This is a genomic window from Streptomyces sp. NPDC040545 (assembly GCF_055595065.1).
The window spans coordinates 57224-78407 of sequence record NZ_JBVIWA010000004.1 but is presented as its reverse complement, the minus strand read 5'-3'; the positions used below and the strand labels follow the sequence as shown (position 1 = coordinate 78407).

Genomic DNA, 21184 nt, shown 5'->3' with positions numbered 1-21184 from the left:
CGCCCCATCCAGCCCCGCCGGCGCTTGAGGCGGTCTTTCAGCCCCACCGCCCCATCCAGCCCCGCCGGCGCTTGAGGCGGTCTTTCAGCCTCGCCGGCGTTTGAGGCGCGGGGGTCCGGGGGCAGCGCCCCCGCAACGGCGCCGCACCCGTTCGAGTGGCAGCCCGGCCCGAACGGAGTGATCCTGGCAAGCAGCGGCGATCCAGCCGAAGGGGCGCCGGGGCAGCGAATGCCCCGGCGCCCCTTCGGCCTCCCCGCGCCACGCCCGGCCCGGCCAGGGCGACGGCGACCCCGGCCGGGGCCAGCCGTACCGCCCCGACCAGCGCGAAGAACGGTACGAGGATCCCCAGCAGCCCGGCGAACACCTTCCCCTTGGCCAGCGCCACCAGCGCGAATCCCGCGTTCACCGCGACCAGGCGGAAGCCCCGCAGCAGGCAGAGCAGCAGCGGCTGTTTGCCGGGTTCGACGATCTGACGCTGGTACCAGTCGCCCACAGGTCTGGCCACCCGCCCGGCGGCCTGTGCGGCCCCCGTCGGCTTCGCGCTCATGACCCGATGCCGGCACCGGGCCGGGCGCGGCGCCTGCGGGAGCCGGCACCGCGCCCGCACGAACCCCTACGAGCTCCGTGCCGGGGCGATCTGCCGCCGTTCCCCCGCGCTCGGCTCCTCTTCCTCCTCCACCGCCTCTTCCACCGCGCCCTGGCGCTGCCAGGGCAGGGTCAACTGCAGCCCCCGCGGCCCGGACAGCGCGTACACGAGCCCGAAGCCGGCGGACACGACCACGGCACCGCCCACGGCGTCCAGCACCCAGTGGTTGGCGGTGGCCACGATCGCGCACACCGTGATCAGCGGGTGCAGCGCCCCGAGCAGCTTCTGCCAGCCCTTCGGCGCCAGCACCACGATCACGATCCCGCACCACAGCGACCAGCCGAAGTGCAGCGAGGGCATCGCCGCGTACTGGTTGGAGATCGCGGTCATGGCCCCGTACGAGGGGTTGGCCAGGTCCTGCGGCCCGTGCACCGTGTCGATGAAGCCGAGGCCGGGCATCAGGCGCGGCGGCGCGAGCGGGTAGAGCCAGAAACCTATGAGGGCCAGCACCGTGGCCAGCCCCAGCGAGGCCCGCGCCCACCGGTAGTCACCGGGGCGCCGCCAGTACAGGACCGCCAGGATCGTCAGCGGGACCACGAAGTGGAAGGAGGTGTAGTAGAAGTTGAAGAACGCCTCCAGCCAGGGCGTGTCCACCACGGCGTGGTTCACGGCGTGTTCGATGTCGATGCCCAGCGCGCGTTCGATCCCGTGGATCTGGCTGCCGTTGCCCTCGGCGAGGCTGCGGCTGGTGGGCGCGGCGGCCCGGATGTGCGAGTAGAGCGAGTAGCCCACCCGTATCAGCAGGAGCTCCAGCAGCAGGTTCGGGCGGGACAGCACGCGCCGCCAGAACGGCATCAGCGGCACCCGCGCCCAGCGGGCCGCCGCGGGCCGCCCGTAGTCGGTGGGCACGGGCTCGCGCCAGTACGCCGACGAGCGCGGCAGGAACGGTACCGCGCAGGCCGCGGCCACGGCGGTGAGCAGCAGCACGTTGTCGCGTACGGGGGCCAGCGCGGCCAGGTTCGGCAGCAGCATCGTGCTCGGCAGGGTCATGGCGAGGACCACGGCCACCGGCCACACGGGCCGGTCGGCGGCCCGCTTGCCCACCTTGCCGGCGACGGCGAGGAGCACCCACACCAGCTGGTGGCGCCAGCCGGTCGGGGACACGACGACGGCCACGCAGCCGGTGACGGCGACGGCGAGCAGCAGCTGGCCGTCGCGGGCGTAGCGGACCGCGCGGCGCAGGCCGATCCAGATGACGGCGGCCGCGAGGGCGGCGTAGAGCAGGATCTCGGCGGGTCCGGTCAGGCCGAGGCGCAGCAGCGCGCCGTGCACGGACTGGTTGGCGAGGCCGTCGGGGGCTCCGCCGAGGCCGGTACCGGCCAGGTGCTCGACCCAATACGTCCAGGAGTCGCGCGGCATGGCCGCCCAGGACAGGGCGGTGGCTCCGGCGAAGGTCACGGCGGCGGTGCGCGCGGTGGGGCGTCCGGTCAGCCACAGCAGCGGTGCGAACAGCAGCAGCGCGGGCTGGAGTGCGGCGGCAAGGCCGACGAGGAAGCCGGCGGGCCGGTCGCCGGGCACCCGGAACACGGCGATGAGCACCAGCAGCACGGGCAGGACGGCGGTCCGGCCGGGTGAGGCGGCCTCGCGGACGGGGAGCGAGACCATCATCAGGGCGGTGAGCACGGGTGCGGCGAGCAGCGCGGTGCGCCGCGGCACGGGGTCGGGCAGGCCACGGGCGGCGACGAGCCCGATGGCGGCGACGCACAGCAGCGTCACGCAGGTCCAGGCGACCTCCAGCGACGGGGCGGCGAGGCCGACCAGCGGCCTCAGGACCAGCCCGGCGAAGGGGGTGTCGGAGAACTGGCCGGTGTCGTAGACCGATCCGGGCAGGCTGCCGGGGAGGTGGAAGCCGCTCAGCCACTCGGCCGGTGGCACCCGCAGCACGGCGGCGGCCTGTCTGACGGCGAGCGCGCCGGCCAGTGCCCACAGGAGAAGGCGAGCCGCCCCGAGCCTGCCGTGATCGCTTATGACTCCGGCATGTCCGTTCGCACCGCTGTGCTCCGCCGCGTTAGCCACGCCTCGCCGGCCTCCCGCCATGTTGACCGCAACCCTGACTTCGCCTGGCTGCCGCGCTCCATTACCCGGACGACGATATCTCCCACGGGATGCGTTGGACGGCCCTCGCGGGCATCGCGGAGACCGACACGCCCGCCGACCTGCGGGACCTGTTCCTGGACGGGACCCCCGGGCTCTCCAGGTGCGGGCAGCGGACTTCGTGGCGAAGCTGAGGTGACAGGCATTCCGTGGAGAGGACGGCTCATGTCCATGCTTGACAAGCTCAAGGGCCTCATCAAGGGACACCCTGACCAGGCCCGCCAAGGCGTCGAGAAGGCCGGAGACGCCTTCGACGCGAAGACCGGCAACAAGTACCAGAGCCAGGTCGACACGGCGCAGCAGAGGCTCAACGAACAGATCGGCAAGCAGCAGCCGCCCACGTCCGGGGAGGGCCGGCCGCCCCAGACCTGAGGTCTGGGTCTGGCCTGAGGTCTGGCCTGAGGCCTGGGACCACGGCGCAGGGACCGCACCACGGTGCGGTCCCTGCGGCCTTCGGGAGGGGCGGATGTAGGAAACTGCACGCATATCGTCAAGGCCGGGCGTCGGCCCGGCCTGTGTTCATGAGAGGTGTGTCCTGTGCCTAGCGTCGTAAAGATCAACGCACTGACGGTTCCCGCCGAGCAGCGGGAGATCCTGGAGCAGCGCTTCGCGTCCCGGGCCGGGGCCGTGGAGAGCTCGGACGGGTTCGAGTGGTTCGAGCTGCTGCGCCCGGTGGAGGGCACGGACCAGTACCTCGTCTACACGCGCTGGCGTTCGGAGGAGGACTTCCAGGCGTGGATGGAGGGCCCGATGAAGGCCGCTCACCAGGGCGGCGGCGAGGGCGGCGGCGAGCGGCCGAAGCCCGCGGCTTCCGCGTCGACGGTGTGGTCGTTCGAGGTCGTGCAGCAGGCGGCCCCGAAGCAGGCCTGACGCCCTCCGGACGCCCTCCGGACGCGCGCGCCACGGGCCGGGGCGGGGTCGGCCCCGCCCCCGGCCCGTAGCGCGGCGGACTCGGGGACTGGGCGGACACAGGGCCTCGGAGCCTCGGAGCCTCGGAGCCTCGGAGCCTCGGAGCCTCGGGGGAGCATCAGCTCCAGAAGGCGTCTTCCTCGTCGATGTCCGCGGTGCACTGGTCGATATCGGTGATCTTGTTGCCGACGATCGTGAAGAAGAGCCCCTGGCGGATCTCGATACCACGGTCACCGCGGTCGGCGCGTACCGTGTGGAAACTCATCACGTGCCCCCGCCCGTCCGCCAGCACCGATTCCAGATCCACCTGGAAGGTGCCCTTCGTCTCCTCGCCGAGGCGGCGGTAGAAGTCGAGGACGTTCTCCCGCCCCTTGTGGTGCCCGGACAGCGGGTTGCTGCCTGGCACGTGGTGGATGACATCGGCCATCAGCAACGTGCTCATCGTCTCCATGTCGCCTTTGCCGAAGGCCTCGTAACCACGGCGGACCAGGGCACAGTCGGGATGCTCTGACATGGCGTTCCCACCCTCCGGGTACGCAGGGGATGTCCTTTTTCCTATCATCGGCCCGGCCTTGTGGATATTCCACGCGGGAGGTCCGCCGCGAACTCCACAATGACGCCATGACCACTCACAGCGAACACCGCACACCCACCCTCTCGTGGACCGTGACCCCCGAGCCGTTCACCACCCGGGACGCCACCGCCCTGCGCCGCGCGTACTACGCGGAGATCGCCGGCCGTTACTGGAAACGGCAGGTAACCGAGACCGAGATCGACCAAGGGCTGCTGGACTTCCCGGACGACGGGCTGGTCCCGCCGACGGGCCAGTTCGTCGTCGGCAGACTCGACGGCGAGCCCCTGGCGTGCGGCGGCATCCGCCTGCTCGACCCCCTGACCGCCGAGCTCACCAGGGTGTACGTCGACCGGCGCGCCCGCGGCACCGGCGGCGGGGCGGCTCTGCTTCAGGTCCTGGAGGCGGAGGGCCGTGCGCTCGGCGCCGAGCGGGTCCGGCTGGACACCCGGTCGGACCTCGTGGAGGCCCGGGCGTTGTACGCGCGCCACGGGTACGCGGAAATACCGGCCTACAACTCCGGCCCGTACGCAGAACACTGGTTCGAGAAGCGTCTGGCCTGAGCCCGTGCCCCGGCGACGGGGCCGCGCACCGGCAGAGCGGCCGCCGCTCGCCGCTAGTGGGCGGCGTGGTCCCGGCGCGGCAAGGCGTCGTAGGGCTCCTCGGCGTCGGACCCGCACAGCTCCTTGTTGATCTGCCGCACCAGCTTCACCAGGTCCGTCGGACGGTCCGGGCCCCACCAGTCGCCGAGGAGCTCGGCGAGGGACTCCTCCCGGGCCTCGGCGAGCTTCGCGGCGCACGCGCGCCCCTGCTCGGTCAGGACCAGCGGCAGCCCCTCCCGGACGGCGAGCCCGCGCTCCTCGACCTGGCGTGCGGCGTCCGTGACGACCTTCAGCGGCACATTGGTGCGCTCGGCGAGCATCGAGGGCTCCACGGAGCCGTACCTCTTGATCCGCAGCAGCAGCCAGCTGGAGGCGGGCAGCAGGTCGTAGCCCGCCTTCTCGGTGATCTTCTCGTAGACGTGGCGGCGGCCCTCCCGGGTACCGAGGACCGACAGGGCACGGGCGACCTCGTCGTGGGAGGAGCGCTGGACGGGGTTGGAGGCCAGGGTCTCCGTCACATCGGGTGCGGTGACCGAGCCGCGGAGCTTGTCCTCCTTCAGGAACCAGGCGATCACGAAGGCGATGAGGACGATCGGCACCGCGTAGAGGAACACGTCGGTGATGGCGGCGGCGTAGGCGTCGAGCACCTGCGGTTGGAGCTCGGTGGGAAGGGCGCCGATGGCCCGCGGGTCCGCCTCCAGCTGCGCGACGCTCGCACCGGCCGGCAGTGTGACGCCCGCGAGGGAGGCGGCCAGCTTGTCGTCGAGCTGAAGGGTGAAGACCGTGCCGAAGATGGCCACGCCGAAGGAGGCGCCGATGGAACGGAAGAAGGTGGCACCGGAGGTGGCGACGCCGAGGTCGGCGTAGCTGACCGCGTTCTGCACCACCAGGACGAGCACCTGCATGACCAGGCCGAGCCCGGCACCGAAGACGAAGAAGTAGATGCTCATCTCCCAGGTGGAACTGGTGCGGTGCAGCTGGTGCAGGAGGAGCAGACCGATCGCGGTCACGGCCGTGCCCGCGATCGGGAAGACCTTCCAGCGCCCGGTACGGCTGACGATCTGGCCGGAGGCGGTGGAGGTGATCAGCATGCCGATCACCATCGGCAGCATGTGGACGCCTGACATGGTCGGCGAGACGCCCTGGACGATCTGGAGGAATGTCGGCAGGTAGACCATCGCGCCGAACATCGCGAAGCCCACGACGAAGCTGATCGCCGAGCAGAGGGTGAAGGTGCGGATGCGGAACAAACCCAGCGGCAGGACGGGTTCGGCGGCCTTGCGCTCCACGAGGAGGAAGCCGGCGAGCAGTACGGCGCCGAGGACGGCGACGCCGATGGTCCGGGCCGAGCCCCAGCCCCAGGTGCCGCCGAGGGAGGCGACGAGTACGAGGCAGGTGGCGACGCAGGCGATGAGGAAGGTGCCGAGGTAGTCGATGGTGTGCCTCGCGGAGCGCGCCGGGATGTGCAGGACGGCGGCGATGACGACGAGCGCGACGAGACCGATCGGGAGGTTGATGTAGAAGACCCAGCGCCAGGACAGGTTGTCCACGAACAGGCCGCCCAGCAGCGGGCCCAGCACGCTGGTCGCACCGAAGACGGCGCCGAAGAGGCCTTGGTACTTGCCGCGTTCGCGCGGCGGGACGATGTCGCCGACGATCGCCATCGACAGCACGATCAGTCCGCCGCCGCCCAGGCCCTGCAGGGCACGGAAGCCGATGAGCTGGGGCATGTCCTGGGCGAGCCCGCACAGGGCCGAGCCGATGAGGAAGAGGACGATGGCGTACTGGAAGAGCCTCTTGCGTCCGTACTGGTCGCCGAGCTTGCCCCACAGGGGGGTGGCGGCGGTGGAGGCGAGTATGTAGGCGGTGACGACCCAGGACAGGTGCGCCATGCCGCCGAGGTCGCTGACGATGGTCGGCAGGGCGGTGGAGACGATGGTCTGGTCGAGTGCGGCGATCAGCAGGCCGAGCAGCAGGGCTCCGATGGAGACGAGTACGTCGCGGGAGGCGTGCTCGGCGGCGGGACCGGCCTTCTCCGGGTCGAGCACGGGGCCCGGGCCCTGCGCGGTCACATCCTGAGCCATCGATACCTCCTCAGGCCGGATCAACATCTCCATCCTGAGCGGTGTGTCCGGTTATGGCCTCTCGGGCGGTTGGGAGGGCCCCTGCGGGTCTGCATAATCGCAGGCAATAGCCAGGGAGGGAGTCCAGTGAGCCGTCAGCACTGTCCAGAATGCGGCGCCGCCGGCGCCGGCTGCGGGTGCGTGCCGGGTGTGGGTTTCAACCCCTTGCGCATCCGGCCGTACGTGACGTTGCCCGACCCGGGCGAGCCGGACACCCCGGTGTCCCCGCAGCCGGTGTCCGCAGTGGTGTCCCCGGACCCGCGCCCGGCGCCCGTGCCCGCGGCGGCGGCGGACGACACCCCGGCGTACGGGATACCCGTGCCGCCGCAGGACGGGCCGTGGCCCGCGGGGCCCGCGCACGCGTCACACCCGGCCGAGACGGTCCAGCTCCGGACGATCCCGGCAGCGGGCCACACGTACGGCAACGGAGCGGGAGGGGGTGGGGGCGGGGGCGGGGGCCCGGAGAAGCGAACCGGTCCGGCCGCCCGAAAGCCGCTCGCGCTGCTGATCGGCGCCGCGGCGGCGGTGGCCCTCAGCGGGACGGCCGTGGCGGTGTGGGCCCTGCCGGGTTCCACCGAGACCGAGGCCGTGCTGATGGACGCGAAGGCGTCGGCGCCTGTGACGAGCGCCGCCCCGGCCGCGCCCCCCGCGAGCCCGTCCCCGAGCAAGGGCAGCCCGTCCCCTTCGGCCTCCCCGTCGCCGAGCGCCTCGAAGTCGGCATCGCCGTCCCCCTCGCCGAGCGCGTCCCGCACATCGGCACCCCCGTCCCCCAGCCCGTCCCCGAGCGCGAGCCGCTCCTTCAGCCCGCCGCCCACGCAGGCCCCCACCCTGCGGCACGGGGACTCGGGCTCGGAGGTGGAGAAGCTCCAGCGGCTGCTCGCGGCGCAGGGCCTGTACCGGGGCAGGATCAACGGCCGGTTCGACGGGCGGGTGGAGGACGCCGTGTCGGAGTTCCAGTACGAGAGGGGCATCGACGATCAGGAGTGGGGCTTCTACGGGCCGGTGACCCGCAAGGCTCTGGAGGGATAAGGGTCACATGTCCCCTGGTGGCGCGGACCGCCCCTTGTTTTGTATCGTGAAGGAACAAAGTGGTTCCGTCCTCATTCCCTGACCGGTGGACGGAACCACTTGTTCTCTTTCCCGCCCCGTCTGGAGCCCCGCCGATGCCGGCCAGCACCACCACCGCACCCGTCGCCCTCACCGCCAAGGCCCTGCTCCTGGACATGGACGGCACGATCGTCAACTCCGACGCGGTGGTCGAACGCTGCTGGCACGAGTGGGCGGTCTCCCACGGGCTGGATCCGCAGGAGGCCATGAAGGTGGTCCACGGCCGTCAGGGCTACGCCACCATGGCCGTACTCCTGCCGGACCGCCCCATGGAGGTCAACCACGCCGAGAACGCGGTGATGCTCGCCCGTGAAACGGCCGACACCGACGGAGTGATCCCGGTCGCGGGCGCCCCGGAGTTCATGGCTGCGCTCGACGGCCTGCCGCACGCCCTGGTCACCTCCGCCGACACCGCCCTGGCCACGGCACGGATGACCGCCGCCGCCCTGCCGATGCCCGAGGTACGGGTCACGGCCGAGTCCGTCCAGGCCAGCAAGCCCGACCCCGAGGGCTTCCTCATGGGCGCCGCCGCGCTGGGAGTGGACCCCGCCGACTGCATCGTCTTCGAGGACTCGGCCGCGGGCATCACCGCGGGCCGGGCGGCGGGCATGCGCGTGATCGGCGTGGGCCCCCGCGCCGCCGCCCACGCCCCGACGGCCCACGTCCCGGACCTGACGGCACTCCATGTCACAACCACCCCGGACGGCTCGATCACCATCACGCTCCAGCCGGCGGCCTAACGGCAAACCCGCAGTCCGCCACGCCAGGAGAGCGAGGGCGGGCGGGGCGGGGCCGGGGGGCGGCGGGGCTTCGGTGTACGGGATTTGGCTGGGCGGGGGCGGGCAAGCACGGCGGGGCTCCGGAAGCCGGGATCTGCTCAGCCGGAATCAGGGATGTGTATGGGGGTTTCCCGTCAGTCCCATCGTCCCTCCGTGTCGGGCCGGTCCCTCAAGGGCGCTCCTTCGTCGCGTCGCTTCGCGATGTCGCTGCGCTCCACCCTTGACCGACCGACCCGCCCCGGAGAAACGAAAGACTGCCGGGAAGCCCCCAAAGGAACGGGCCGGCCGACACTTTCAGGGACGGGGCGGCCAGAGATGCCCCGGGAGATCTCGGCCGGCACGACCGAGAGGCGGGGCCCATGACAGCCACCTGCCGTGTCGGTGGAAGCGCGTCCAATCGCTACGCGCTCCTCATCTCCCAGCGTCTCCACACCGTCCTGGGCTGGACATAGGCCGCCCACGACCTCAGCTGTTTCCCACCCACGGCGTCCGGCGACCGTCTATGGCTGTTCATAAGCCGCCCAAGGGATCGATGCGGCGCTCGACATGCGTCCGACGGCTGGCCATCGGCCGCCCTCGACCCTTGGACGCTCTCACGGGAGGCGTCCGACGGCTGACCGGGGCGGAAAGGCATGGGACTGCGGCTATTTCGTCGTGGATGCGGGTCAGCGCTGGTGGGCGGCCCACGAGGTCGATAGATTGCCCCGATTGCCCCTGTTTGGACGCGATCCTGTGGAGTGATGCTTGCGCTGACCCGGCTCCACGACGGGATAGCCGAGCTTTCAGCCTTCCGCCCCTCCCGGCGGCTCTCATCAGCGACTGACGGGCGCCCGTCGCGGTCATGGAGAAGCCCGTAGCGGTCCGAGGCGGCCTACGGCCGGCCACAGGCGGTCGTCGGTCGCATATCGAGCGTGGGACCAGGGTCGTGGGCGGCCTATGTCCAGCCAGGGGCGGTCGTCGGACGCTGAGAGATGAGGGGCGCGTAGCGATTGGACGCGCTTCCACCGACACGGGCCCTGGTCTGTGATGGGCCCCGTCTCTCGGCCGTGCTCACCGGGACGCCCCGCGCATCACTGATCGCCCCGTCCTGATCCTTGAGTGCCCGGCCCATTCCCTTGGGGGCTTCCCGGCAGTCTTTCGTTTCTCCGGGGCGGGGCGGTCGGTCAAGGGTGGCCGAAGGCCATCGCGTAGCGACGCGACGTAGGAGCGCCCTTGAGGGACCGGCCCGACACGGAGGGACGATGGGACTGACGGGAAACCCCCATACACATCCCTGATACCGCCCGAGCAGATCCCGCTCTCCGGCAGCCCCCCGCCCCACCTCACCGATCCCGCCCCGTCGGCCCCCGCCCCCCGAAGCCCCCGTCCCTACTGCCCCACTCGCCCGTCGATGCGTTCCCGCAGGAAGTCCGCGTGGCCGTTGTGGCGGGCGTATTCCTCGATCATGTGGACCAGGACCTCGCGGAGTTCCATGGGCTCGTCGTCGTGTCCGCTGTTACCCGTGACATCCAGACTGGCCGCCTCTGCGACCAGTTGTTCCGCGAAGGCGACTTCGGCGCGCCAGGTGGCCCACGCCTCCGCGACCACCTCCGGGTCGGCCACCGCGCCGGTGAACTCCCCCGCGCGGTCCTCCTCCGAGCGGTAGTGCCGACGTATCTCCTGGCCCGCCATGACCTGTCGGAACCAGTACTGCTCGACGCCCGCGAGGTGGCGTACGAGACCCAGGAGGGACAGGTTGGAGGGTTCCACGGAGCGCTGCGCCAGGGCCTCCGCGTCGAGGCCCTGGCACTTGAGTTCCAGGGTCAGGCGCTGGTCGCGCAGGTAGCCGGCGAGTACGGCGCGCTCGCCCTGGAACCCGCCGTCGGTCCGGGTGTCCTCGTCGGGGTGGACGAACATGTTGGACCAGCCGAACTGACGGTCCTCGGGGGCCACCGGCGCGGACCCGGGTCGGGATGCGGGCTCGGCGGCGGGGCCGGTGGGGGTGGCGGGGCCGGTGGGGGCGGTGGTGTCTGTCACGCGCACGAGCGTGACCCGCGTACCGCCTCCCCGCAAGGAAATATCCGCCGCCGCGGCCCGCGCCTCCGGCGTGTCAGCCCGCGATCGCCTCGTAGAGCGAGAACGCGGCCAGTGCTGCCATGACGGCAGCCGCGATCTTGGTGATGAGTCGCAGCGGCACGTACTTCATCAGGGTGCGCCCGCCCAGGATGCCGATGCCGGCGACCGACCACAGGGCGAGGACGGCGCCGATGCCGACCGAGACGGGGTCGTCGTACCGGGCGGCGAGGTTGGCGGTCATGATCTGGGTCAGGTCGCCGAACTCCGCCACCAGGATCAGCATGAAGCCCGCCCCGGAGACCTTCCAGAAGGACTGGTCGGCGGGCGGCTTGACCTCCTCGTCACCGTCGTCCTTCTTCAGGAGCAGCATGGCCGCGCCCAGGAGGAAGAGGATGCCGACAACGGCCTGGACGAGCCGGTGCGGGAGCAGCGTGAGGACGCTGCCTGCGGCGATGGCGAGTGCGACGTGTACGGCGAAGGCGGCGGCGACGCCCGCGAAGACGTAGGAGGCGCGGTAGCGCGTGCCGAGCATCAGGCCGGCGAGGGCCGTCTTGTCGGGGAGTTCGGCAAGGAAGACGACGCCGAAGGCGATCGCCGTGATGCTGAAGCTGAACACGGGGGGTGAAACCTCGATCGGTCGGGCAGGGCGCCATCGGGACCGAGAGACCTGGGGTGTAGCGGGGGTCGCTTCGGCTCGGCGGCACCCTGGCTTGCGCGTGCGCGTACGAAACGCGCCTGCGCTGAACAGGACACTGCGGCCGAAGGTCTCGCTGGCCGGCCGCTGTGCGCGTCCTGCCTCCGGGCGCCGGCTGGTGTGACCCAGCAGTATGTCGACGGTCCGGCGAAGAGCTACTCCCCTTCTGCTCAGAACAGACTACGCGACGCCCGCGACCGGCCGGAATAGGTCTTTGGTCCCGCGTCCGCCCCGTGCTGCGGCCGCTCCCTCCCCGCCTCCGGCCTGCCCCGTCCCGGCTCTGACCTGGGCCCGGCCGGTCGCCCTTGCCGCGCCCGCGCCCTCCGGAATCCCAACCTCCGTTTAAATCGGGAGCGTTGGGTGACTTGATGTGACGTGCTCATGTCGCCAGGCTGTCATCTGGCGCCCACCCCAGCGACACCCGGCGCCACGACCATGGCCACGCCCCGCCGGGGCCGCACGGCCGCACCCCCCGCACCCAGGGAGCCCCTCATGGCACTCATACCCAGCATCTACGCGCGTCGAATTGGCGTGCTCGCGTCAGCAGCCGCACTCGCCGCGCTCACCTCCCTCCTGAACGCCCCCACCGCCCAGGCCGCCCCGCCCGCCCCCATCAGCGCCTCGGCCGCCCGCGCCTACCTGGCGACGGTCACCCCGAAGACCGAGGGGTCCACCAGCGGCTACAGCCGTGACCTCTTCCCGCACTGGAGCACCGTCTCCGGCAGCTGCAACACCCGCGAGACCGTCCTCAAGCGGGACGGCGTCAATGTCGTCCAGGACTCCGCCTGCGCCGCGGTGAGCGGAAGCTGGTACTCCGAGTACGACGGCGTCACCTGGACCGCCGCCGCCGACCTCGACATCGACCACGTCGTCCCGCTCGCCGAGGCCTGGCGTTCCGGTGCCAATTCCTGGACCACGAGCAAGCGCCAGCAGTTCGCCAACGACCTCACCCGCCCGCAGCTCATCGCGGTCACCGACAACGTCAACCAGGCCAAGGGCGACCTCGACCCCGGCAAGTGGCTGCCCTCGCGGACGGCCTACCGTTGTACGTACGCACGGATGTGGGTCAACGTGAAGCAGTACTGGGGTCTGAGCATGGACTCCGGCGAGAAGACGGCCCTGGTCAACATCCTGAACGGCTGCTGACCGAGCCGGCCGATCTTTCCCCCGTCAGGGGGAGGCGTGGCTCCCCCCACCCGTCGTACCGTGATCGAAGGGGCTACGGAGGAGGGGGAGTTGCATGGCCGGACTGCGTCTGGGGCCGCTGCTGCGCCACGTCGACTGGGACACGGGCCGGTCGGCCACGATATGGGTCGAGGCGGACCGCCCGTGCACGGCAGAGGTGCGGTGCGCGGACGGGGCGGGCGGCAGTGCGCGCACCTTCCAGATAGCCGGTCACCACTACGCGCTGGTGCCGGTGACCGGCCTGACCCCGGGCGCGACCACGGCGTACGAGGTGCTGCTGGACGGCCGGCCGGTGTGGCCGCTGCCGGAGAGCGGTTTCCCGCCGAGCACGATCACCGCTCCGGCCGTGACGGGCCCGGGCCGGGCTTCGCCCGGGCTGCGCGTGACCTTCGGTTCCTGCCGGCAGGCCGCGCCGCCCGCCGGCCGGCACGGACCGCACGGCGCGGACGCGCTCGACACCCTCGCGGCGAGGCTGGCCGCCGATCCGGAGGCGGTGCGCCCGGACGTCCTGCTGCTGCTCGGCGACCAGGTGTACGCGGACGCGCTGTCCCGGGAGACCCGGCAGTGGCTCGCGGCCCGGCGGGATCTGCGGGAGCCGCCGGGTGCCCAGGTCGCGGACTACGAGGAGTACACCCGGCTCTACTACGAGTCCTGGCTCGACCCGGAGATCCGCTGGCTGCTGTCGACGGTCCCCAGCCTGCACATATTCGACGACCACGACGTCATCGACGACTGGAACACGAGCGCGGCGTGGCTGGCGGAGATGCGGGCGACGCCGTGGTGGCGCGAGCGCGTCCTCAGCGGGCTGATGTCGTACTGGGTGTACCAGCACCTGGGCAATCTCTCCCCCGCCGAACTGGCCGCCGACACGGTGTACGAGGCGGTACGGCAGAGCCCTGACGGTACGGATGTACTCCAGGCCTTCGCGTCCGCGGCGGATACCGATCCGGGCACGGTGCGCTGGAGCTACCGGCGCGACTTCGGCCGGACCCGGCTGCTGATGGTGGATACCCGGGCCGCGCGGGTGCTCGCCGAGGACGGGCGGGCCATGCTCGATCCGGCGGAGCAGCAGTGGCTGCGGGAGAACGCCCTGGCCGGGCACGGAGGTTACGACCATCTGCTGATCGGGTCCTCGCTGCCGTGGCTGATGCCACCGCTGATCCACGACGCCGAGACGTGGAACGCCGCACTGTGCCGCGGGGAGCGGGGACCTCGGTGGGCGCGGATCGGGGAGGATCTGCGCCGGCGCAGCGATCTGGAGCACTGGGCGGCGTTCCCGGCCTCGTTCGCGGCCCTGACGGATCTGATCGAGGAGGTGGGGACGGGGCCGCGGGCGCCGGCGACGGTGTGCGTGCTGTCCGGGGACGTGCATCACGCGTATGTGGCAGAGCCTCGAATACCGAGTACGGCACGGGTGTTCCAGCTGACGTGCTCGCCGGTTCACAATTCCATCCATACCGCGGTGAAGTGGGGTTTCCGGCTGGGCTGGTCGCGGACGGGGCGGTGGCTGGGGCGCGGTTTCTCCCTGCACGGACGGACGGGGCGGCCGCCCCTGAACTGGCGTCGCACGGGTGGGCCCTGGTTCGGGAACCAGCTGATGACGCTGGCCCTGTCGGGGCGGACGGCGCGGCTGCGGCTGGACCAGGCGCGCAAGAAGCGCGAGGGGGCCGTACTGGTGCCGTTGCTGGACCGGGATCTCACGGCGGCGGAGTAGGGGATGCGGCAGGCCCCGGCGGTGCTGGGTGGTGGACTTGGCGTGGTGGTGGTGGTGCGGGAGTCGTCCTCGGCAGGCGTCCGTCCTCGGACGGCGTACCGGGCAGGCGCCCCGGGCGTCCGGGGTGCGGACGCCGGGCGTACGCTGTCTGGCTGTCAGGCCGCTCCTGCCGCTCCCCGCGACGCCGCGGCGCTTCGTGTCGCAGCACGTCAACCGGACTGGGGAGTCCCGTTTTGTTTGAGACGCTGGGATCGCTGACCGCGAGCCCATGGATCTACGCCCTCGTGGCGGTCTCCATCGTGCTCGACGTCTTCCTCCCGGTGCTCCCGAGCGGAGTCCTGGTGATCACCGCGGCGGCGGCCGCGGCGGCCGCCGGGGCGGCCGGCCCGGTGCCGGTGCCGGTACCTGAACAGGTGCCGGACATCCTGCTCCTGCTCGTGATCGCCACGACCGCCTCGGTGCTGGGCGACATGGCCGCGTACCGGCTGGGCCGGCGCGGCGGAGCCCGGCTGGACCGAGCCATCGCCCGCTCCCGCCGGCTGACCCGGGCCCACGAGCGCCTCGGTACGGCTCTGGCACGCGGCGGCGGCGCCCTGGTGGTCATCGCCCGCTTCGCCCCGGCGGGACGCTCGGTCGTGTCGCTGGGCGCGGGCAAGACCCAGCGCAAGGTGGCGGAGTTCCTTCCCTGGTCGGTCCTGGCAGGTATGGCCTGGGCCGGTTACAGCGTGGCCCTCGGCTACTTCGGTACGCAGTGGCTGGGCACCCAGTGGCTCGGTACCGCCCTGTCGATGGTCGCCCTCTTCGCCGCGGGCGCCCTGGCGGCCTTCCTCGTCCGCCGCCCGGAGGCGGCCGCGGCGACGGCGTAGGCCGTCCAGCACGACTCGGCTCCCCCGGGCGGAGCAGTGGCTCACCCGTTCACCCGGCCCCGATCGCAGCCCCCGGGCTGGGCTCCTAGCGTCCACAGCACGGTGCGCAACCGAATCCGCGTCACATCAGTGGCCTGGCCGCGCCGTTTCGACGAGCCGAGGAGTCCTCTCCATGCCCGCCAAACCGCCTGCCAAACCGCCCGCCGCACCGCCCGCCACGGCGCGCCGCCTGATGACCGTCGCGGCCGCGACGCTCATCGCCGCTGCCGCCGCGCCCGCCACACTCGCGTACGCCTACCCCTCCGCCACCGTCTCGCCCAGCGCTGTCGCCCCGGGCGGCCGGGTCGCGCTCAATGTCACGGGCTGCGGAACCCAGGTCGCGAGGGTCACGTCGACCGCCTTCGGCGAGGTCCGGCTGACCGCGGGCAACCCGGCGGCCACCAACCTCATCGGCAGCGCCACCGTCTTCAACAACGCGAACACGGGCACGCACCGTGTGGACTTCGAGTGCGGCGGCCCCGGCGGCGAGCGCACCACCGTATCCCTGCAGGTCACCACGGGTGCGGCGCGTGGCGGGACGGGCGGCAGCATCGGTTCGATGAGCCCCGGGCAGATCGCCGTGGGCAGCGCCCTCACCGCGGGCGCGCTGGGCGCCGGAGTGTGGGTGATGCGCCGCCGCGCGGCGGCCTCGTAACCCTCGCCGGGGTCACGCCGGGGCGGCCTGCCCCCGTACGTGCACCCCGTCCAGCAGCGCCGCGGTGGCCTCGGCGACGGCGTCCACCGCCGCCTCGAACACTTCGCGGTTGTGCGCGGCGGGCACCCGGAACCCGGACACCTTCCGTACGTACTGCAGGGCGGCGGCGCGGATCTCCTCCTCGGTCGCCTTCTCGGGGATGGCCGGCGGGCGCAGGGTCTTAATGGAACGGCACATACCCCTACTATCGCGCTACCGGGGCAGCTCGGCCCCGGAAAGTTTCATGATCAAACCGGCTTGGAGGCGGGCCCTGAGCCCCGGGTCCTCGACCGTGTCCAGCAGCTCGATGGCCTGCTGGGTCGTCTCGGCGGCCCGCCGGTCGTCCCGCAGCGAAGCGGTCTGGTCGGCCATGTGCTTGAGCGCGATATCGGCCCGCCGGTGGAAGAGCTGGCCGATCAGGGTGGTGACCAGGCCCGCCGAGCTCGTGACGATCCCCAGGTAGAGCTCCCCGCCGCCCTCGGCCTTCCAGACGGCCAGCCCGACCCCGAGGAGCAGGATCGCCGCCCCGACCCCGGCGAACCGCTGGCTGGTCGCGAAGCTGCTGCGCGCCTGGGTCAGTCCGTAGGCGTAGTACTCGACGAGGATCGGCGTGAAGTCGTCCCGCCGGTCGCCGAGCTGCGCCGCGGGGTGCTGGATCCCGCCGACGTCCTGGAACTTCCCCCCGCCGGGCACGGCGGACGGCCTGCCGGCCTCGCCCGGCTCGGCGAGGTGCGCGAGCAGCCGTACCCGCTCCTCGTCCCGCTTCCGCTCGAATCCCACCCCGAGGGATCGCTCCATCAGCGCCAGCGCCACGGCGACCACGGCGACGACCGACCCACCCCACGCGAGCTCGCCCATCCTCCGACGATCCCACGCCCCGAACCGGCGGCCAAGACAGCGTCCGCCTCCCCAAATGCGGATGAACCACACTGAACCTAGACTGACCGAGGCATGAACCTGTCGCCGACGAGGGAGACCACGACCATGGCGAAGCGAGGCAACAAGCGTCGGGCCCGCAAGAAGAAGAAGGCCAACCACGGCAAGCGCCCCAACGCCTGAGCGAACCACCCGCGAAGACCCCCGACCACAGCCGGCCGGGGGTCTTCGCGGGTCAACGCCGGCCGGTCAGATCGACGGTGGTACCGCCGCTGAACAGCGAGTCGTGCAGCTCGATACGGACGGGGTCCGCAGCCTTCGGGACGTCGAAGACGACGATGCCGTCGACGACGTTGCCGGGGTTGATCTGCTCAAGCCACGACTTTGCTTCCGTCGAGGTGGACCGCCGCGGCGGTGTCCGCGCTGTACTTGCTGCCGTTGCGGTCGATGAGCTTCTGGTCGGCACCGTCGAAAATCTGCGCCCGATCGCCGATGTTCTTCACGGTCATGTGCACGAGGAAGAACTGCCCTTGCGCGTTCTGCCCGTACGCCCCGGGCGGCGGACCGCACGCGACCCCTACCAACACCTCGGCCGTGAACTCCACGGCCTCCAATCGCGCATCGACGTCCGGGAACAGCACATCATCCAGCGAGCAAACCCCCACCAGCGAGACATGGCGCCATTGCTTGAGCTTGTTGATGCACCGCTCGACCGTGTTTCGCTGCTTGTAGGCCTCGCGGTCGAAGGCTGGTGGACGGCCGCCGCGGCTGCCCCGCCGCAGACGGTTGGCGGCCTGGTCCGCGGGCTGCGGGATCACTGCTCGGATCCCTCGCCGCCTCAGATGGCGGCGGATCGCCCGGGACGAATACGCCTTGTCGGCGAGGACAGCAGCCGGGGGGGTCCTAGGTCTCCCGACCCGCCGGGGCACCCGGATCCGGGCCATGACCTCCTCGAATGCGGGAGCATCACCAGCCTGCCCGGGCGTGATGGTGAAGGCCAGCGGCCGGCAGCGGCCGTCGGCCGCGAGATGGATTTTGGTCGTCAGTCCGCCGCGGGAGCGTCCGAGGGCGTGATCGTGCGGCTCGCCGGCCGGGGCCCCTTTTGACGGGCCCCGGCGGCGTTTTGATGAGCTCGCACGATCGTGGAATCGACCGCGACGACCCAGTCCAGGTCGCCTTCGGCGTCGGCCTGGGCGAGGAGGGCAGTGAACACCTTCTCCCAGGTGCCGTCGGCCGCCAGGTGCCGTCGGCCGCCCATACCCGCAGCCGGCTATGGACGCCCTTCCGCGACCCGAAGTGCTCGGGCAGGTCCATCCACGGGGTCCCGGTGCGGTACTTGAACGCGATCGCGTCGATCACCTGCCGGTGATCCCGCCACCGCCCACCCCGCCGAGGCCTCCTGACCGGCAGCAACGGCTCGATCCTCGCCCCCTGGGCATCGGCATCACTCAACGACACACATAACCAAACGATCCGATGATCCTCAGGAAACGGCCTAGGGGAAGCATGGCAAGGCGGAGGGGCGCCCGTGTACCGGACGTACTCGGGCGCCCCGACAACGCGGCCAGGTGCGGTGCAGACCCCGCGGGCCCAGCAAGATCCGAAAGAGACGGCCGAGACGACCCCCGCCGCCTTCAGGTGCGGCACGAGGGCCGCCGGCTTCAGCCCGGCGGCCCGTTCCATATCGAGGTAGGAACCGGCATGCCCGGATGCCGGCCGACTCCGGCGGACGCCTCGACGGCGGGCCTCACCTGCGCGCGAGGCCCAGGAAGGGGCCGGCGGGCGGGTAGCCCCTGCCCGGGGGAACGGGCGGGGAGGACGAATGGGTGATGGGAGTGACGACGCGTTCCACCTGACAGGCCTGAAGTGCACCCCGGTGTCTACTTTGAGCAACCGACTACTTGCACCGGGTAATCGCGTACGCACGAAAGCCATGCACGGAGGGTAAGTATTCATGCACAAGCTCCAACAGGTCATGATCGCTACTACGGCGGTGGCATGCCTGGCCACCCTTGGCGCGGGAAGCGCTCACGCCGCTGACGCAAGTAGCCGCCTTCCCCACGGCGCCGACGTGCGGGGCAGCACCCCGCGGGTCGCCCAGCTGCCTCAGCTGCCCGAGCTTCCGCGACTCCCTCAGCTGCCCCAGCTCCCGCCGATCGCCCAGCCGCAGCATGCACAGCTCGCGCAGGCAGGGCCGCAGCTGCGGGATCAGGAGGCGGCGTACGAGCCGTACGCCCCGTACACGCCCTACACGCCGTACGCGCCCTACGCCCCGTACGGGGGCACCCCCGGCACCCCGAACACCCCCAACACCCCGAACACACCCAACACGCCGAACACCCCAAACACTCCGAACACCCCGGGCGGCGGCGCAACACCGAACACCCCCAACACCCCGAACACACCCAATACGCCCAACACGCCCAACGGCACGGGCACGCCGAACACCCCCTACAAGCCGATCACCCCGATTACACCGAGCGCCCCGACCGGAATGTAGGTCCTATCGAATACCGGCCGCCCAGACGTGATCCCCGGAAAGGGTGCCTCTACGTCTTTCGTCAAGCCGTGACCGGTGTGGGCGGCTTCCCAGTTCTTCACATCACATGAAGGTGCCGCGCAGTGACTTTCTCTGCGCGGCACCTTCATGTGTTTGCGAAATTCAGCGTTCGCTTATCCCCTCAGTTAGGCGTGTTGGGCGTGTTCGGGGTGTTCGGAGTGCCACCCCCACCACCAGGGGTGTTGGGCGTGTTCGGGGTGTTCGGGGTGTTGCCCCCACCACCAGGGGTGTTAGGCGTGTTCGGGGTGTTGGGCGTGTTCGGGGCGTCACCCCCACCGCCAGGGGTGTTCGGCGTGTTCGGGGTGTTCGGGGTGTTACCCCCACCACCAGGGGTGTTGGGCGTGTTCGGGGTGTTCGGAGCGTTACCCCCACCACCAGGGGTGTTGGGCGTGTTCGGGGTGTTCGGAGCGTTACCCCCACCACCAGGGGTGTTCGGGGTGTTCGGGGTGTTCGGGGTGTTATGGCCACCACGCCCCGGGGTGTTCGGGGTGTTAGGCGTGTTCGGGGTGTTATGGCCACGTCCATGGGTGTTCGGCGTGTTCGGGGTGTTCGGCGTGTTATGGCCACCACGCCCCGGGGTGTTCGGCGTGTTCGGAGTGTTCGGCGTGTTGGGCGTATTACCGCCACCACCCGGAGTGTTCGGAGTGTTCGGGGTGTTCGGAGTGCTGTCGACAACCATGATCTGGGGTGCCGGCGCGGCCGTTGCGACGGCCGGCAGGGCGACGCCCGCAGCCAGCGTCATAGAGATAGCGGAAGCCAGCAGGATCTTGCGAGAAATCTTCATCATCGGTTTTCTCCATTCGAGGATGCGGAGGTTTTTCAAATCCATCCGCTACAGGTTGCGATATCCGACCTCCGGGGGATTCCCCGGTGAGGACCTGCTTCAAATAAACCCGATGGACGGGGGCGGGTCATGCCACAGGAGTACGTGACTTGACATCAAATTTCGATCTTGGTAGTTGTCGGAACTCGATTCCGGATACGCCTACCGGCTTGCCTCGGTGAGGTGGTCTCACCGGCGCTCAGGACCGTTTCCCGGCCGGCGTCGGCCAGCTGTTCGCCGGTCCGGGCGAGGCACGCCGTCCGCCTGTCCCGAAGGTTCGGCCCTTGCCCACCGCCCCCTGAGCCGGCCCACGCCACCCTCGTCCCCGCCCCGCACCCCGCGGAGGGGGCCGCACCCTCTGAGCACGAGAGCGATGTCCGCTCCACCGTCCTTCTGCCGGGGTGCCGATTGCGGCGGGCCCCCGCGGGTCGGACGGGGGTGACAGCCTGGGTGGCGATCCTCCCGATCCCGACCAGGGTCGCCGACGCGTACGGAACGAACCTCGACCGCAACGGCTACCTGCGGCCGTCGGCCTCATGGCATGGGCGTCCGGGGCCCCGTACCAGGGTCTTCCGCTGCAACGCCTAGCTGCAGAGGCCTTTCACGGTCGCCCCTCAATCGCTGATCCGGCTCTCCCCGCAGCCTCACGTACATGTGCCCGTGGGCGGAGGAGCAGCCCACAGTGACCTCACCTACTGGGCCGTCGATGAATGCAGACCAGCCGGACACGCGCCCGCGACAGCCACTGCAAACAACGCGGGCACACCCCATGACCGTGGTTGCGGTACTAGTAGACCCCCGCCGCCTTCAGGTGCGGCACGAGGGCCGCCGGCTTCAGCCCGGCCGC

The 21184-nt window shown here is 71.1% G+C and carries 21 protein-coding genes and 1 pseudogene; 11 read left to right on the top strand and 11 right to left on the bottom strand.

The features are described from left to right. Positions 1-37 precede the first annotated feature (37 nt). Both ACZ573_RS10860 and ACZ573_RS10855 read right to left on the bottom strand, forming a co-directional pair. Positions 38-547: a hypothetical protein gene (locus tag ACZ573_RS10860; protein WP_471301963.1), complete on the bottom strand. Its 510-nt coding sequence runs from the start codon at positions 545-547 to the stop codon at positions 38-40. Positions 548-613: 66 nt separating this feature from the next. Beyond that, the gene (locus tag ACZ573_RS10855) at positions 614-2683 is read right to left on the bottom strand and encodes a bifunctional glycosyltransferase 87/phosphatase PAP2 family protein (protein ID WP_471301960.1); all 2070 of its coding nucleotides are present in this window, start codon (positions 2681-2683) and stop codon (positions 614-616) included. Positions 2684-2905: 222 nt separating this feature from the next. Here ACZ573_RS10855 and ACZ573_RS10850 point away from each other — a divergent pair, with 222 nt between their 5' ends. Further along, entirely contained in the window at positions 2906-3112 is a 207-nt protein-coding gene (locus ACZ573_RS10850; RefSeq protein WP_471301957.1) for an antitoxin, read from the top strand. 165 nt (positions 3113-3277) lie between these two features. After that, entirely contained in the window at positions 3278-3610 is a 333-nt protein-coding gene (locus ACZ573_RS10845; protein ID WP_301371460.1) for an antibiotic biosynthesis monooxygenase family protein, read from the top strand. Positions 3611-3767: 157 nt separating this feature from the next. Here the strand turns inward: ACZ573_RS10845 and ACZ573_RS10840 are convergent, their stop codons facing one another. After that, positions 3768-4163, bottom strand: coding sequence for a nuclear transport factor 2 family protein (locus ACZ573_RS10840; RefSeq protein WP_471301954.1), 396 nt, complete (start codon positions 4161-4163; stop codon positions 3768-3770). Positions 4164-4270: 107 nt separating this feature from the next. Here ACZ573_RS10840 and ACZ573_RS10835 point away from each other — a divergent pair, with 107 nt between their 5' ends. Beyond that, positions 4271-4783, top strand: a complete 513-nt coding sequence (locus tag ACZ573_RS10835; RefSeq protein WP_471301952.1) for a GNAT family N-acetyltransferase — start codon at positions 4271-4273, stop codon at positions 4781-4783. 53 nt (positions 4784-4836) lie between these two features. Here ACZ573_RS10835 and ACZ573_RS10830 read toward each other — a convergent pair whose 3' ends face one another. Beyond that, positions 4837-6906, bottom strand: coding sequence for a DHA2 family efflux MFS transporter permease subunit (locus tag ACZ573_RS10830; protein ID WP_471301949.1), 2070 nt, complete (start codon positions 6904-6906; stop codon positions 4837-4839). Between the two features lie 222 nt (positions 6907-7128). On the opposite strand from ACZ573_RS10830, the gene ACZ573_RS10825 reads away from it, so the two are divergent. Then, complete coding sequence (locus tag ACZ573_RS10825; RefSeq protein WP_471301946.1) at positions 7129-7974, top strand: peptidoglycan-binding domain-containing protein; 846 nt, start codon at positions 7129-7131, stop codon at positions 7972-7974. Positions 7975-8108: 134 nt separating this feature from the next. After that, positions 8109-8792 carry an HAD-IA family hydrolase gene (locus ACZ573_RS10820; RefSeq protein ID WP_301371448.1) on the top strand — a complete coding sequence of 228 codons (684 nt, stop codon included), beginning with the start codon at positions 8109-8111 and terminating at the stop codon, positions 8790-8792. A gap of 1407 nt (positions 8793-10199) precedes the next feature. Here the strand turns inward: ACZ573_RS10820 and ACZ573_RS10815 are convergent. Continuing rightward, positions 10200-10727 (bottom strand): DinB family protein, encoded by a 528-nt coding sequence (locus ACZ573_RS10815; RefSeq protein WP_471302648.1) that lies wholly within the window; start codon positions 10725-10727, stop codon positions 10200-10202. 193 nt (positions 10728-10920) lie between these two features. Continuing rightward, positions 10921-11502 (bottom strand): TMEM165/GDT1 family protein, encoded by a 582-nt coding sequence (locus ACZ573_RS10810; RefSeq protein ID WP_471301944.1) that lies wholly within the window; start codon positions 11500-11502, stop codon positions 10921-10923. A gap of 579 nt (positions 11503-12081) precedes the next feature. Between ACZ573_RS10810 and ACZ573_RS10805 the strand changes: the two genes are divergently transcribed. The 4 genes from ACZ573_RS10805 to ACZ573_RS10790 all read left to right on the top strand — a co-directional run bounded on the left by ACZ573_RS10805 (position 12082) and on the right by ACZ573_RS10790 (position 16039). Continuing rightward, on the top strand, positions 12082-12726 hold the full coding sequence (locus ACZ573_RS10805) for an HNH endonuclease family protein (protein WP_393782877.1): 645 nt from the start codon (positions 12082-12084) through the stop codon (positions 12724-12726). A 94-nt stretch (positions 12727-12820) separates the two neighbouring features. Continuing rightward, a complete protein-coding gene (locus ACZ573_RS10800; RefSeq protein WP_471301941.1) occupies positions 12821-14479 on the top strand; it encodes an alkaline phosphatase D family protein in 1659 nt (552 codons plus the stop codon). A 233-nt stretch (positions 14480-14712) separates the two neighbouring features. Then, positions 14713-15345 carry a DedA family protein gene (locus tag ACZ573_RS10795; protein ID WP_382540711.1) on the top strand — a complete coding sequence of 211 codons (633 nt, stop codon included), beginning with the start codon at positions 14713-14715 and terminating at the stop codon, positions 15343-15345. A 172-nt stretch (positions 15346-15517) separates the two neighbouring features. After that, positions 15518-16039, top strand: a complete 522-nt coding sequence (locus ACZ573_RS10790) for a hypothetical protein (protein ID WP_471301937.1) — start codon at positions 15518-15520, stop codon at positions 16037-16039. Positions 16040-16051: 12 nt separating this feature from the next. Here the strand turns inward: ACZ573_RS10790 and ACZ573_RS10785 are convergent, their stop codons facing one another. Together ACZ573_RS10785 and ACZ573_RS10780 are read right to left on the bottom strand one after the other, a co-directional pair. Continuing rightward, on the bottom strand, positions 16052-16276 hold the full coding sequence (locus ACZ573_RS10785; RefSeq protein ID WP_266484671.1) for a DUF2277 domain-containing protein: 225 nt from the start codon (positions 16274-16276) through the stop codon (positions 16052-16054). Between the two features lie 15 nt (positions 16277-16291). Next, positions 16292-16936: a TRADD-N-associated membrane domain-containing protein gene (locus tag ACZ573_RS10780; protein WP_471301934.1), complete on the bottom strand. Its 645-nt coding sequence runs from the start codon at positions 16934-16936 to the stop codon at positions 16292-16294. A gap of 126 nt (positions 16937-17062) precedes the next feature. On the opposite strand from ACZ573_RS10780, the gene ACZ573_RS10775 reads away from it, so the two are divergent. Continuing rightward, positions 17063-17137, top strand: coding sequence for a 50S ribosomal protein bL37 (locus ACZ573_RS10775; RefSeq protein WP_100661309.1), 75 nt, complete (start codon positions 17063-17065; stop codon positions 17135-17137). A gap of 52 nt (positions 17138-17189) precedes the next feature. Here ACZ573_RS10775 and ACZ573_RS10770 read toward each other — a convergent pair whose 3' ends face one another. The 3 genes and pseudogenes from ACZ573_RS10770 to ACZ573_RS10760 all read right to left on the bottom strand — a co-directional run. Beyond that, the gene (locus tag ACZ573_RS10770; protein WP_471301931.1) at positions 17190-17420 is read right to left on the bottom strand and encodes a DUF4352 domain-containing protein; all 231 of its coding nucleotides are present in this window, start codon (positions 17418-17420) and stop codon (positions 17190-17192) included. Then, complete coding sequence (locus ACZ573_RS10765; RefSeq protein WP_471302645.1) at positions 17326-17541, bottom strand: DUF4352 domain-containing protein; 216 nt, start codon at positions 17539-17541, stop codon at positions 17326-17328. Before ACZ573_RS10765 ends, ACZ573_RS10770 begins: the two co-directional genes overlap by 95 nt. An 81-nt stretch (positions 17542-17622) precedes the next feature. Next, positions 17623-18412 (bottom strand): annotated as a pseudogene (locus tag ACZ573_RS10760) (IS5 family transposase); the annotation flags it as partial. Between the two features lie 1164 nt (positions 18413-19576). On the opposite strand from ACZ573_RS10760, the gene ACZ573_RS10755 reads away from it, so the two are divergent. Beyond that, entirely contained in the window at positions 19577-20446 is an 870-nt protein-coding gene (locus ACZ573_RS10755; protein WP_471301928.1) for a hypothetical protein, read from the top strand. Positions 20447-21184 lie beyond the last annotated feature (738 nt).

Bases quoted from the DNA above. Each gene is read 5' to 3' on its own strand.
- ACZ573_RS10800 (WP_471301941.1), top strand. From the start codon at position 12,821: ATGGCCGGACTGCGTCTGGGGCCGCTGCTGCGCCACGTCGACTGGGAC.
- ACZ573_RS10785 (WP_266484671.1), bottom strand. From the start codon at position 16,276: ATGTGCCGTTCCATTAAGACCCTGCGCCCGCCGGCCATCCCCGAGAAG.
- ACZ573_RS10855 (WP_471301960.1), bottom strand. From the start codon at position 2,683: ATGGCGGGAGGCCGGCGAGGCGTGGCTAACGCGGCGGAGCACAGCGGT.
- ACZ573_RS10860 (WP_471301963.1), bottom strand. From the start codon at position 547: ATGAGCGCGAAGCCGACGGGGGCCGCACAGGCCGCCGGGCGGGTGGCC.
- ACZ573_RS10835 (WP_471301952.1), top strand. From the start codon at position 4,271: ATGACCACTCACAGCGAACACCGCACACCCACCCTCTCGTGGACCGTG.
- ACZ573_RS10820 (WP_301371448.1), top strand. From the start codon at position 8,109: ATGCCGGCCAGCACCACCACCGCACCCGTCGCCCTCACCGCCAAGGCC.
- ACZ573_RS10830 (WP_471301949.1), bottom strand. From the start codon at position 6,906: ATGGCTCAGGATGTGACCGCGCAGGGCCCGGGCCCCGTGCTCGACCCG.
- ACZ573_RS10840 (WP_471301954.1), bottom strand. From the start codon at position 4,163: ATGTCAGAGCATCCCGACTGTGCCCTGGTCCGCCGTGGTTACGAGGCC.
- ACZ573_RS10790 (WP_471301937.1), top strand. From the start codon at position 15,518: ATGCCCGCCAAACCGCCTGCCAAACCGCCCGCCGCACCGCCCGCCACG.
- ACZ573_RS10815 (WP_471302648.1), bottom strand. From the start codon at position 10,727: ATGTTCGTCCACCCCGACGAGGACACCCGGACCGACGGCGGGTTCCAG.
- ACZ573_RS10780 (WP_471301934.1), bottom strand. From the start codon at position 16,936: ATGGGCGAGCTCGCGTGGGGTGGGTCGGTCGTCGCCGTGGTCGCCGTG.
- ACZ573_RS10850 (WP_471301957.1), top strand. From the start codon at position 2,906: ATGTCCATGCTTGACAAGCTCAAGGGCCTCATCAAGGGACACCCTGAC.